Source organism: Phocaeicola sp. RTP21198st1_B8_RTP21198_201120, from assembly GCF_040929485.1.
Taxonomy (GTDB): domain Bacteria; phylum Bacteroidota; class Bacteroidia; order Bacteroidales; family Bacteroidaceae; genus Phocaeicola; species Phocaeicola dorei.
This window is the reverse complement of sequence record NZ_JBCOCI010000035.1, coordinates 34,636-48,142: the sequence shown is the minus strand read 5'-3', so window position 1 is coordinate 48,142 and position 13,507 is coordinate 34,636. Positions and strand designations below refer to the sequence as shown.

Sequence of the window (13,507 nt, the reverse complement as noted above, 5' to 3'; positions counted from 1 at the left end):
TTGAGCCGTATGAGGGGAAACTCTCACGTACGGTTCTTAGGGGAGAAAGGGGCAGTAATGCCCTTGACTTACCCGATGTGCAAAAGCAGGGCGACTTCTTCGTGGAGTCACCTATCATTCTGTTTGCCAGTATTATCTGGTATCTCAAAATCTATCAGAACGGGAAGTTTTGCACGTTTCCCCATGCTATCGAGTTTCTGAACCGCCGTTACGAGGATATATTTCCGATACTGACCTCTTATCCGGAGCTGGAGAACTACCTTTCGCCGTTCATGGATGCGTGGCTTGGAGGGGCTGCGGAGCAGCTCATGGGTCAGATAGCGTCGGCAAAAATCCCGCTTTCGAGGATGATTTCACCGCAGCTCTACTGGGTGATGTCAGACAGCGAGTTTACGCTGGACATCAACAATCCCGAAGAGCCGAAAATCCTCTGCGTGGGTAACAATCCCGACCGTCAGAATATCTACGGTGCGGCACTCGGTCTGTATAATTCCCGTATCGTGAAGCTCATCAACAAGAAGGGGATGCTGAAGTCATCGGTCATCATCGACGAGTTGCCCACAATATACTTCAAAGGGTTGGACAATCTTATAGCTACCGCCCGAAGCAACAAGGTTGCCGTGTGTCTGGGCTTTCAGGATTTCAGCCAGTTAGTGCGTGACTACGGGGACAAAGAGGCGAAAGTGGTGATGAACACTGTCGGCAATATTTTCTCCGGTCAGGTGGTGGGGGAAACAGCCAAGACGCTCTCCGAGCGGTTCGGTAAGGTGTTGCAGAAACGGCAGTCCATCTCCATCAACCGGCAGGATGTTTCCACCTCCATCAACACGCAGATGGACGCGCTCATTCCACCGAGTAAGATTTCCGGGCTTACGCAGGGAATGTTTGTCGGTTCTGTATCCGACAACTTCAACGAGCGTATCGAGCAGAAGATTTTTCATTGCGAGATTGTGGTGGATGCCGAAAAGGTGAAACGGGAAGAAAGTGCCTACAAGAAAATTCCCGTCATTACAAACTTCACGGACGAGGACGGCAACGACCGCATGAAGGAAACGGTGCAGGCGAACTACCGGCGCATCAAGGAAGAGGTGAAGCAGATTGTGCAGGAGGAACTGGAGCGTATCAAAAACGATCCGGTGCTGTGTAAACTGCTACCAGATAATGAGACTGTCTAACAAGTCCCCAAAATTGAAAATTATCCCTATCGAAGTTTGAAGTGACCCCCAAAAGTTGGATACAATTTTTTTGGGGGGCACTTCAGTTCTGACGGGTAAAATCGTAAAATTCGGACTTGTTAGACAAATACTTACGCGGTTTCAACCTCAGGTACTGAATCTATCGAATTGACAAATTTAACCAATTGCGGATCTGAATCTTTTTGTATGAGGTTTCGGAGACTCTTTTTCAATTCATAAGCATCATCCCCTGCTGTATTTATTAAATCCATATAAAAATCTTTGTTTTGCAGAATCAATGAACGGCATGCCCCATCGGAAATTACAGGTTTCACTATTTTATCAATAACGTCTCCAGCTTGACTTTTCAAATTACCATGCGATCTAAGCCATGTTTCGAAAAATTGAAACTTTATTGCATTGATAGTCTTTTTACCGATGCAGAAATCATTTCTTATATCGGTAACTGTCGATTTAATTTTTCGTTTATCCAATCTTTCAACTATATTCTTGAAACAATTAGGGAAAGGATTCAAACTTTGAGTTCCAGAAGCAATATCCATCAGAATCTTTTTGCCAAATTCAGTCAAGTTATCTGGCAAGGATTTGATTTTAGCCAGTAAATGTTTTATTGCGACAAACCAATAATATGATGTATGTGCTGTTCTTTGGGCGTATAATGTATCAACACTTATTTCAGACAACGCTTCGAACGCTATTTTATTGATATGATCGGTCAGGACATTGCTTATTTTAGTGGTCAAATCGTAAAAAGATGCGTCAGGAATTACATCTTTAATATTGTTCTTAGTGATATACTTATCCAAATCGGTATTCCACTCTGCTAAATGCTCGATAAATACCTCATCCGTTACACCTATTCTGTTCTTAATATCTTCAAATTGGGGCAATATGTCTGAGAGCAATAATTTATAGCCAAGTTTATGATTTACCATGTATTGTAGTGTTTCATTTAATAGCGGTATATTCCATCCCACACTATTTACTAATAAGTCTCCATGATCCACATAATAGTCCATGAGTTCTGCAACATATTTTATATCTCCACCCTCTATTAAGGAAACGGAATGACCATGTGCCAATTGCATGGCGACTAAATCGTAATATCCAGACTCTTTAATGTTTCGGCCATCAGTTTCTAATTCAGAATGCAACTGATTTATGTAGGTTGAATCTAACGTTACAGGTAAAGGTCTTTCTTCGTCAGATGCCAATAAACGATAGGTTGTAAATATAGCCCCTATATTATCTTTATTTACATTCTGTTCATCAATGCAATTCGTGATCGCTTGCAAAAGCGTTGGAAACGTATAGGTAGAATTATCTTTTAACGTTTTTACAATATCTGCATGGTCGAAATTATCGGGTAGTAAGTTTGCCAAATAATTATCGAGCGCCTCCGAATTTGTTGCTACTTGATAATATTTATATGCTTTAGTTGTCGCGTTATCCCGATAGGCAGCATCTGTTGCATTTGCAGCTTGAATATAATCGATAAATGTATTTGGCTTGACTGTTTTTGCTTCAATCAATGACGTAAAATCGCACGCCAACTTATTTTGCGCAATAAACCTGTCTATTGCATCTAACGTTTTGAAATAGTCGCCGCCATTGAAGTCATTGAACCGAACTATCTTCTTATATAATTGAGCAATCACATGGTTTTGGCTTTCCGTGTCTAAATGCAACAGCAGTTCTTGGTATTCGACAGGGAACACCTGCTTCTCTATGGATTCTTTTAATTTCAATTGTGCTATTCTTTGCCATACACGCAGAATAACATCGCTCTTTCGAGTTAATTTATGCAAACAATGTATAATCTTATCGATAAGCGCATTGTCCATACATTGTATAACTTCTTCTAATACAGTGTCAAATTGTTTATTAGTCTCTGCATATTGATTTATGTCGTGGTCTTCTTCTCCGTTGATGCAGCCTTCAATATATTTTTTCAATGGAATTTGTCGAGCATCTTCAACATCGACACCATATACCAAAGCTGCAATTTCGCGTTGTGTTTGCAGATCATTGTTAATTATTGTTTGAATGCCATTCAGATAGTCGCCGGACAATATTTGTTCTACTGGATTTGCCAGAATATCCGTCTTCTTCAAACAGAACAATGCTATGTTTATCATCAAAATTTCGTTACACCACTCTTGTTTAAGAGCGACCATCTCATTGATATATGATATAATTTCCCTAACATTGGCATTAGGATTTACCAATCTGAATATCCGATTTATAGTTTCTTTCGCTTCATTTTCTGTTTCTCCAAATGCTTCAACAAACAGTTTGTTGAATATACTTCGATAGTCGGTAATAACAGGAGGAGCAACACGATAAACAATAGGGAAAGTTTTATTGATAAAATACTTGGTCAGTTGTTTCGTTTGTTCGTCGGTCTCATCTCCGAATGCACAAGCTAAATGTGTTTCATCGAAAGGAATAACAGCCCAAACATTTTCAAAACCGCTATCGGCGAAGAACGTATGGATAGAAGACCATAATTCTTTTACTTTTTCAGCGGGGAGACGATCCATGTTGTCAAAAACAAGGACTAATTTACGTTGTCCTTTTTCCTTGATAAAATCAGAAATGTCTTGCATCCATGTTTTGAACTCGTAAACCGTTGGTTCGTCTTCGCTCAAAGTCTCATAGCAAACGTCCTTTTCGACTTTATCTTGATAAATAGCTAACATATAACTCCATCCATATTTATGATCTTTGCTATATGCCCATTTCCAAACGCACAATGCAATAAGAACTGGCAGTGCAGCTATGATAATAGACAATAAAGAAAACCACCATGTTGTGGGTGTAGGTTTTACTGCATACGCAATAAATGTAAATATCGGAGTTAAAACTGCAACCAAAAATGCCGCAACCATACCATTACTGATAAGGGGATATTTTTCGGTTACGGTCTCCGTTTTACGGGCTAATAAATATTTCAGCTTTTCAGACCATGATACGGTTTTCGTACCTCCACCTTTGACTTTTATTGTTGCATTTCCAGATAGGATACCATCATCAATAAGTTTGCTTGTAAGCAATTCCAATATAGAGCGGCGTTGCAAGTCCTCTTGATGTCCCCATGCGTCATACTCAAAAAAGTAATAGTCGTCTGATAATTCACGTTCCAACATTTTAACCACGTTGGATTTTCCAGATCCCCAAATACCTTCGATGCCGATAATTCGAGGTAAAGTACATTCCTCATCCAATGAATCATTCTGACAAAAATGGCGAGCAATAGTTTTTGCCAACCTTTCTTGCGAACCTCCATCGAATTTGTCAATACCACACGGTTTATTTTGGATAAACCGCGGATATTGCTGTTTGGATTGTAGTTTTGTTTCCATATACGTAATTTATTGATTATACGAACTCCAAATAATTCTCCCGATTTACCACATGAAACTCGGCATAGGGATAGGCTTCTTGGAAGGCTTTCGGTGCGGCCGGCATTTTATTTCCCCACTTGAACTCCAAGGCGGTAAGACTGTCGGCACTCTCCTCAATCAGGTCGATTTCCTGTTTGTCGTAGGTGCGCCAGAAATAGAACTCCCTGTGCAGTCCCTCATTGAAGTTCGCTTTGCGCCGCTCTCCGATGATGTAGTTCTCCCACAGCGCACCGACATCCTGCCGAATGGCCAGCGGTGAGAAAGCCCCGATAATGGCATTGCGAATGCCGTTGTCGTAGAAGTACCACTTGCCAGCTTTTGTAACCTCCTTGCGTAGGTTACGCGAATAAGCCCCCAGACGATAGATAACGAAGACCTTTTCCAATAGGTCGAGGTATTTTTCAACGGTCGTCTTGCTCATGCCGAGTTGTTTACCTAACTCTTCGTAAGAAACTTCGCTGCCCAACTGAAAAGCTATCAATCGCAGTAGATCGCGCATCTTGCTCGAATTTTTTAAGCCGTCAATTGCTAAGATATCTTTAAGCAGGTATGCACCGACAATATCACGTAGGTAGTCTGTTTTACGTTCATAGTTCTCCATCATTACTACTTCGGGATAGGAACCGTAAATCAAGCGCGCTTCGAGGTTCTGGCGGGTTTCAAGTGCCGTTTCCGTCTGTGCGATTTCCCGTTGCGAGAATGGTGTAAGGAGAAATTGCGTACTGCGGCCGACCAACGGTTCACCAGTCTTATTCAGCAAATCGAATGACGAAGAACCACTTGCCAAGACACTTATTCCCGGTATTTCATCAACTATCAACTTCAGAATACTACCGATTTGTGGTATGTTCTGTGCCTCATCAATAGCCAGCAAATCAATACCATCCAATAAATGCCGATAATTGGCTATTGAGCGATTCTCCAATAGTGCTAATGTGTCGTAGTCTTCGCCGTTGAGCATCATCGTCCTACCTGAATAGTTGTCCACAATTTTACGCATCATTACCGTTTTACCAACACGGCGAGCACCAAAAATCAGTACTGCTTTATTGGGCGCGATTCGTGCTGTAATCTTCTCTTGAAGTATTCTATTTACTGTTTCCATACCTTATAAAATATAATGCAAAGATAATCATATTTTTTTAATTGGCGAATTTTACAAAAAAAACGGGCTATTAAATGGCGATTTTTACAACCACAATCTTATGGAAGTTGTTTCATTGTTTTTAGTAATGATATATGTTCATACTATGATGACTCAATAATTTACCAGACATACGTTTCTGAAATTTGTCCTTATAGGAATGAAAAACTCACATATATTGTGCTAATTAATATATAATTAAATGAAAATAAAAAGACAGGATACGAGTATTCCTGTCTTCTCATATGTAATGGATATTTTTTTATTTTCTCATCCGCTCCAACTCCTCATCACGCAACATTCTCTCGTTCAGTTTTTCCTGCATCCTGTCAATGAAATAGGTGCGGCTTTCGTTCTTCCGGCGTTTGATATCAGTGTAGAAGCGGTAGCAGTCTTTAGAATCAACCCCGAATATCTTATAGAGAAGTGGGGCGAGCTGTTTGAGCGGCATATTGCCGTTGTTGATGCAGCCCATCACGTCTATGCCGTAGATAAGTTCCACGAGGTCGATGGCATTGCCCGTCCATTGAAGAAGGCTGGCGGTGGTTTCTGTTGCGTTGTTGGCGGATATTAGTGGTGGCACTTGGGGCGTGGCAAGGAATTTCTGCATCTTTCTTACGAAAGACAGAGCCTTGCTGACGTAGGCGGCAATCTCTCTTTTTTCTTCTGACAGATTACGTACGGGATGGTGCTGCAACTCGATTTCGATGTAGGCAAGCGCGATGACGGTAAGGTTCATGTCCATGCCGCCGTTGCACAGTTCGATCACTTGGGTGGCGAAAGCCGTGTATGCCGTTTCCATATTGCAGTCGCCAGCTTCGTTTATCAGGCGGAAAAAGTCGGTTTCCGCCAGCAAGAAATAATTCATGGTTCTGTCAATTTTGAAAATTACACTTTGTTTTCTGCGTGCGCACATGAATATAATTGGCAAAAAACGCGGCAGAAAATAAAAAATCCAACACTCAATTTTACAAAGTGCTGGATTTCAGAGGTATAAAATTCAGTATTTTTTCACAAGGACAAATTATCTCCGACTTAAATTGTTTGTAATCGGAACATTTATTCTATTCCTGAAAATAGAAATGTATGCTTGCCGCACATTTTGGCTATCTTGCTTTTTTATCAAGGATATAGATAATGCGACATACACCGTTGGGATAGCTTTTCAAAGAGGAAAGCGTCCAGTGTTGCTCTGGCAGAGCCGACTTAAAAAAATGTCGTCCGCTTCCGGATATGAAAGGAACGGTGTATAGTATGATTTCATCCACAGCGTGCATCCGCAGCAGTCCGTTTATATAGTCTGCCGTGTCCGGTGTGGCTTCCGCGAGGTAACGGATGTTTGTGCAGTCTTTTCTCCATTCGTGCAGCATTGAAATGGAATAGTCCGGTGTCACACGGTAAAAGGCTTTCTTCCTGATTTCATCAAGACCGCAACGGTCAAGGCACAAATCCTGATGTGCTTTATCATATAACTCTGAAGAAAGACATCCGTCCATCGTCAGTACGGCGAGAATCTGAACTTTACCCATAATCGTTTCCTTTCGTTAGGCAAGGGTAAAAAAGTAGCGTGCAATTCACACTACCTTCAAGCGATGGCTCTGGTAAAGCCTTTACGGAGAGTACGTGAATGCACGCTATGCGTAAGCATAGCATAAGCATCACGCAATCGTCTCCGTAGTTCCAATTTACCAGATTTTCGCTTGAAACGCCTTGCGGTCTTATCCTATATGTTGGCGGCGAAAAGCTCCTGCCAATCGCCGTTTTTCTCAAATGTTATGCAAAGATAGCCAAATTCAGTGAATTACGGGCTATGATTGCTTGAATTTATATTTAAGTCCATACTCTTCAAGTTTGCTGTATAGTGTTGTCCTGCCTATGCCGAGCAGTTCTGCGGCGACACTCCGGTTGCCGTTTGCCTGTTTCAACGCACGCAATATCCGCTCCTTATCCTCCGCGTCATTGCGCAAGGCGAAGCTGACAGTAGAGGTCGGTTTCGTCACGGCAAGTTCCAGATGCTCTTTCATGACAACACCTTCCTGCGCCTGCAATACAGCACCCATAACTTTCTGCCGAAGTTCCCGCACGTTGCCCGGCCATGCGTGTGTCAGCAACGCTTTACGTGCTTCGGAACTGAACCCGCTCACGCTACACTCCAGCTCTCTGTTTGCCATATCACGGAAGAACTCTGCCAGCGGCATAATGTCTTCTTGACAGTCACGCAACGGAGGAACGGTTATCCCGAAGTCGTGCAGGCGGTACAGAAGATCCTGCCGAAAACGCTTTTCATTCACCGATACCTCCAAATCTTCATTGGTAGCAGCGATGATGCGGACATTGAAATTCCGGTCTGCCTTGTCTCCGACCGGGCGATACCGCCTCTCCTGTATGGCACGGAGCAACATCTGTTGGGTTTCCAACGCGAGGTTTCCTACCTCGTCCAGAAACAACGTGCCGCCTTCCGCCTCATGGAAATATCCTTTCTTGGCATTGTCCGCACCTGTAAATGCACCTTTGACGTGTCCGAAGAAAGCCGACGGTGCAAGCTCTTTGGAGAGTGAACCGCAGTCCACCGCCACAAATGGCTTGCCTGCACGTTTGCTCTTGTCATGCAACAGGTGGGCAATATGCTCCTTGCCCGTGCCGTTCTCACCAAATATCATCACGCTCATATCGGTGGCGGCTACCAGCCTTATGCGGTGCATGATTTTCTGAAAGGCGGAACCTTCACGGGCGAATATAGGCATACGGCGTTGTCCTGCCTGACGTTCTTTCAGTATGGAACGGATCAGGGGGACAAGTTTATCCTCCACAAGCTGTTTGGGAATATAGTCTATCGAGCCGAGTTTCATGCTTTCCACGGCGGTATTAACTTCGGCGTAGTCGGTCATAATGATGAAGGGCTGCATCTTTCCCTCCTTTCGCATCCAGCACAAAAGGTCTATGCCACTGCCGTCAGGCAGACGCAGGTCGGCAACCACGATATCATTATCTGTTGCCTGTTGCAGATGTTTCTTCGCGGTTGAGAGGTGGTAAGCCTTCATATTGCGGTAGCCCTCCCGTGACAGCATATTGCAGACATATTCGCAATACACGATGTTGTCTTCCACCACAATTATTTTTGTCTTATTCATCTTCGTATTTTCTCCTTTCCTCTTCTGCCAACCGTATTATTTCCACTCCCTTATCCAGCACGGCAGTCACGGCATGGCTTAACGCTTCACCATCCGGGAGAGCATCGCCACGAAGCAATCCGTAAAGTACATTCAGCGGTTGGTCGGCACGGAGCACCTCCCACGAACTGCGCAGGTGGTGGATCAGGGAATCCAGCTTTTGCAGGTCTTTTTCTTTTGCTGCATCCCGTACCGCCTGCATTTCCTTTTCTGTTTCAGTTATCAACTTTTCCAGCATGACGGCTTCATTGCCATAGGACAATAAGGCGGAAAAGTCCGGTTTCCCGTCCGGTGTCGCTTTTATGGCACACCTGTCGGAAACCTCCATCAGTTCCGATATGGAGAACGGTTTGAACAGGCATCCGGCAAAGCCTTTTGCCAATAGTTCCCCTTTGTTACAACTGCCCGAAGCGGTTGCCACAACCACCGGGATTGTTGGTGAATTGCCCACGTTGGACGAACGCAACAGTTCCAGCAATTCGAAACCGTTTATATCGGGCATATTCAAGTCTGTCAGCAACAGGCTGTATTCTTTCTGGCGTATCATTTCCATCAGTGCCGCAGCATCGGTGCAAGTGTCGCAGTGTATTCCTTCTTGGGAATACATCTCTTTCAGCATCAGAAGTAATACCTCATCATTGTCAATGGCGACAACATCATGGAATTTATTGTTATGATAAACAGGTGTATTGCTTGTATATCCAAGCTGTTCTTCAGCTTCCTGCATAGAAATTTCAACTGTGAAACGACTGCCTTTCCCTTTCTTGCTGTCTAAACGGATTGTTCCGCCAAGCATCGACACAATATTACGCATTATGGCAAGCCCAAGCCCGAAACCCTCCTTTGCGGCGGCATTTGATAGACGTTCAAACGCACCGAACGCTTGTTTCTGTTCCTCTTCTGTCATGCCTGTACCTGTATCTTCAACGACCAGTGTCAGAACTCCATTATCATATTCAGTAATCAAAGAAACACCGCCTTCTTCTGTGAACTTGACAGCGTTTGACAGCAGGTTATTCCCGATTTGTATTATTCGCTCTTTGTCGGTCAATACAATGGCATCGTGTCCAGTCTTCACGGACAAGGACAGCCCTTTGTTCACGGCAACAGGCATGAACTCCGTTTCAAGTGTGTGCGTGATTGCTGAAATCCGGCAGGGTGACAGACGGGGCTGTTCCTTGCCGTTGTCCAGGCGGAAGAAGTCAAGCAAAGTGTTAAGCATATCCCGCATACGGTCGGAGGATTGCAGTATGTTTTGGATATACTGCCCGGACTTATCCTCACACTGTTCTTTCCGTATCAGTCCGGCATAGCCTGTTATTGCTGTCAGCGGTGTGCGCAGTTCATGGGTGATAGTATGTACCGCCTTCTTCCTTGACGTTATCAGTGCCTCGTTCCGTTGTACGGATTGTTCCAGTTGCCTTATCAAATCAGTTGTCTTGTGCTTGTATTGTTTAATGCTTTTTGCATCACGATGTATGATGATGTAGGAAATTAACAACAATAGAAGAACGAATCCCATTAAACCGCCTACTTGCATAAATGACTTTTCACGCATGGCAACTATTTCGTTTTCCCGGCTTTGCAGTTCGGTTTGTACCTTTTCTTCTATTTGGCAAATCAATTCTTGCAGTTGTCTGTTAAGTTCTGCATTACGAGCTGCAAGGCTGTCGGCTTGTTCCGACAATTGGCGATCCTGCACTTTCTGTTCGCTGATTACGTTTCTATTGACCGAATGAAGGATAGTGGTTGATACTGCTGGAGTTACTTCCTTTTTTTTGCCGAATATGCCTAAGAAACCTTTTCGTTTTGGCTTTTTGGACTGTTCCTGCACACTTTTCTGTACAATAACCGGAATTTGATTGGCTATCTTCTTGTTAATAGATTGTTGTTCATCCATTAACCGGACTATCTGGAACATCTGTCGTTCCTTATCCTCTAAAAGACTGCGCACACTATCGATGCGCTCTGCTGGATAGGTGGCCTTGAAACGGCAGAGCATACTGTCCATTGCCATACGCCGTGCATGGTAATGCTCGATATCTTTATCGTTCCATTCCAGTATTGTTTCACCCAATAGAGAAAATTTTATCATTTGAATATTGATATTGTTTATTTCTTTTCGGAGCTCGTCTATTTTTTTATTGCCAAGTTCTAATGCTTCTATCTCCTGCCATTCATAGAGGCTATTATATGCCATACATCCGATAAGAATGGAGATAAGTATATATCCCAACCGTATTGCCTTATAGAAATTTCCTGACCGCTCCATTATTTTAATGACATTGATTTTTGGAACATGAATAAAAGTTTATCTTTTTCGTTCATGCGGATATTATCAGAATAACCGTCTTTTGTTATTTGATACCCACATGGCTTAACCATAAAAATGCCTAAGCCCTTAGTGTACGAACTTACTTCTGAGGCATAGTCTTTACTTGTATTTAATGGAACTTTCCCTTTAATATGACACCACTCATTATTACAACTGATGTCTTCAATCTCAGACATCAGTTTTTGCAAATCTGTAATAGCTTTGGAACTCGCTACTTGGGGTATCTGCAACTCAAAACAGAGCATCGGTTCGAGAATGTCCACACCTGACTGTTGCAAAGCCAGCCTGAAGACATAAGGGGTCAGCTGTCTGAAATCAGCAGGTGTACTTACCGGGCTATAATACTCGGCTTGAGTAAAAGTTACTTTCAGATCTGTCACTTCCCATCCATGTAAACCAGATTGGCAAGACATACGAATCCCTTCAAAAACGGCATTTTGAAAAGAATGGTTCAGATAACCATAGGAGATGTCACTTTCGATTTGCAACCCTGCCCCTAACGGTAAGGGTTCAAGAGTCAGCCCTATTGTGGCCCAGTAAGGGTTGGGTGGTACTTCGATCTGAATAATCTTATTGACCTTTTTTATAGGTCGTTCTTTGTAGATAGTCTTGATCTCATCAAAATGGACCTTTACGGAAAATCGTTCTTCCAGCAATGTCTGTATGATTTCCTTTTGGGTCAAACCATATAACGAGATTTCCAATTCATCACTATATGAGTTTATGGAAAAGGACAAAGACGGGTCTTCAATCCACAATGTATTCAGAGCGGATATCACCTTGCTTCTCTCTTCGGGCTTATTTGGCCGGACGGAGGATTTGAGAGCGGGATGCTGATGAGATAATCCTTGAATCAAACAAGGTTTAGCACCTAAATAATCTCCGATTCGAAAATCTTCTATATCTTCTACAATCGCGATATCATTGGCACCCACTTCATCAACATTTATCTCTCTGCCCTGATAAATAGTCTTTAGATTTTTAATCTTGATGAATTTTTCCGAATCGTTGATTCTTACAACGTCTCGAAGTCTCAGACTTCCGTCAATTATTTTAAGAAAACTTCTTTTATGCCCTTTGGGGTCATGCTCTATCTTATAGAGATAAGCTGAAAGTCTGTTTGAGACTGATGCCGGAGGAAGTATAAAAGAAGAAATGGCGTCCAACAACTCATTGATACCGATATTGAACATTGCTGATCCATGTAGCACCGGATAGACTTTGGCTTTTGCCACAAGAGCGATTATCGTATTCCAATAATCAGCCGGTGAAATTTCGCTATCCGCCAAATATCGTTCTAATATATCGTCGTCATGGTTGCATACAAATTCTTTGTATTCTTCCTTTATATATGTTTGGGAGCAAACCGGATAAACCGATCCATCGACAACAGTTTGCATAAACAGGACATCTTGCGACAGATTTGTTTTTATATCCATATACAAACGCTCCAAATTCACACCGGCACGGTCAATCTTATTGATAAATATAATTGTCGGGATTTGCAGCTTTTGTAAAGTACTGAACAGCAACTTTGTCTGCGCTTGTATGCCTTCCTTTGCGGATAAGATGAGGACTGCTCCATCAAGCATTTTGAATGTCCGCTCCACTTCCGCAATAAAATCCATGTGTCCCGGAGTGTCAATGATATTGCATTTCACTCCATTCCAGATAATAGATGTCGTAGAAGCCCGGACAGTAATTCCTCTACGTTTCTCTATATCCATAGAGTCCGTTATGGTGTCACCATTATCCACACGGCCGCACTTTTCCGTTGCTCCACTGGCAAACAGCAGATTCTCGGTTACGGAAGTTTTTCCTGCATCAATGTGAGCAAGAATTCCTAAATTTATAATATTCATTTGGATTAAGCAATAATATACTACAGTAGATGCATTGTCGAAACGCACCTTTTAATACCTCCTCGTAGCATATGAGAACTACAGGATTACTAACTCGTATTAATATGTATATTATTACTGCCGCATAACGATTACAAAATTACACAAAAAAATATATCTAACAAAAGTGGGAGGATTTTTTAACTTTTTACCATAGACATTTTATTAGGGAAGCGTAGGTTCAACTGGCAAGTACAAATAAGTAGAAATGTTTGAACAACACCGTTTTAGGAAGTTGAAAAATCAAGTTTCTCTCTCGGTATAGCGTTTATTTTGGCCAATATCTTCTTTAGTTTAGCATTTGTGTATTTCCCATTCGTGTTCTATTTAGCTCCTTATTATGAGTATGTAGCA

Annotated in this window: 8 protein-coding genes; 1 reads left to right on the top strand and 7 read right to left on the bottom strand. The window is 42.5% G+C overall.

Translation table 11 applies throughout. The features are described 5' to 3' along the window. A partial coding sequence (locus AB5935_RS13700) for a TraM recognition domain-containing protein (RefSeq protein ID WP_229113043.1) occupies positions 1-1,175 on the top strand: 1,175 nt, incomplete at its 5' end. Positions 1,176-1,306: 131 nt separating this feature from the next. On the opposite strand, the gene AB5935_RS13695 is transcribed toward AB5935_RS13700, so the two are convergent. The 7 genes from AB5935_RS13695 to tet(Q) all read right to left on the bottom strand — a co-directional run bounded on the left by AB5935_RS13695 (position 1,307) and on the right by tet(Q) (position 13,114). Further along, complete coding sequence (locus AB5935_RS13695) at positions 1,307-4,561, bottom strand: P-loop NTPase fold protein (protein ID WP_004291481.1); 3,255 nt, start codon at positions 4,559-4,561, stop codon at positions 1,307-1,309. 16 nt (positions 4,562-4,577) lie between these two features. Next, positions 4,578-5,708 carry an ATP-binding protein gene (locus AB5935_RS13690; RefSeq protein WP_004291480.1) on the bottom strand — a complete coding sequence of 377 codons (1,131 nt, stop codon included), beginning with the start codon at positions 5,706-5,708 and terminating at the stop codon, positions 4,578-4,580. 301 nt (positions 5,709-6,009) lie between these two features. After that, on the bottom strand, positions 6,010-6,615 hold the full coding sequence (locus tag AB5935_RS13685) for an RteC domain-containing protein (RefSeq protein WP_004304269.1): 606 nt from the start codon (positions 6,613-6,615) through the stop codon (positions 6,010-6,012). Positions 6,616-6,853: 238 nt separating this feature from the next. Further along, positions 6,854-7,276, bottom strand: a complete 423-nt coding sequence (locus AB5935_RS13680) for a dihydrofolate reductase family protein (protein ID WP_004291474.1) — start codon at positions 7,274-7,276, stop codon at positions 6,854-6,856. A 279-nt stretch (positions 7,277-7,555) separates the two neighbouring features. Continuing rightward, positions 7,556-8,878, bottom strand: coding sequence for a sigma-54-dependent transcriptional regulator (locus AB5935_RS13675; protein WP_004291471.1), 1,323 nt, complete (start codon positions 8,876-8,878; stop codon positions 7,556-7,558). Further along, a complete protein-coding gene (locus AB5935_RS13670) occupies positions 8,871-11,189 on the bottom strand; it encodes an ATP-binding protein (RefSeq protein ID WP_004291467.1) in 2,319 nt (772 codons plus the stop codon). The genes AB5935_RS13675 and AB5935_RS13670 overlap by 8 nt, the downstream gene beginning before the upstream one ends. Then, on the bottom strand, positions 11,189-13,114 hold the full coding sequence (gene tet(Q), locus AB5935_RS13665) for a tetracycline resistance ribosomal protection protein Tet(Q) (protein ID WP_004291466.1): 1,926 nt from the start codon (positions 13,112-13,114) through the stop codon (positions 11,189-11,191). Before tet(Q) ends, AB5935_RS13670 begins: the two co-directional genes overlap by 1 nt. Positions 13,115-13,507 lie beyond the last annotated feature (393 nt).

Bases quoted from the DNA above. Each gene is read 5' to 3' on its own strand.
- AB5935_RS13695 (WP_004291481.1), bottom strand. From the start codon at position 4,561: ATGGAAACAAAACTACAATCCAAACAGCAATATCCGCGGTTTATCCAA.
- AB5935_RS13690 (WP_004291480.1), bottom strand. From the start codon at position 5,708: ATGGAAACAGTAAATAGAATACTTCAAGAGAAGATTACAGCACGAATC.
- AB5935_RS13685 (WP_004304269.1), bottom strand. From the start codon at position 6,615: ATGAATTATTTCTTGCTGGCGGAAACCGACTTTTTCCGCCTGATAAAC.
- AB5935_RS13680 (WP_004291474.1), bottom strand. From the start codon at position 7,276: ATGGGTAAAGTTCAGATTCTCGCCGTACTGACGATGGACGGATGTCTT.
- AB5935_RS13675 (WP_004291471.1), bottom strand. From the start codon at position 8,878: ATGAATAAGACAAAAATAATTGTGGTGGAAGACAACATCGTGTATTGC.
- AB5935_RS13670 (WP_004291467.1), bottom strand. From the start codon at position 11,189: ATGGAGCGGTCAGGAAATTTCTATAAGGCAATACGGTTGGGATATATA.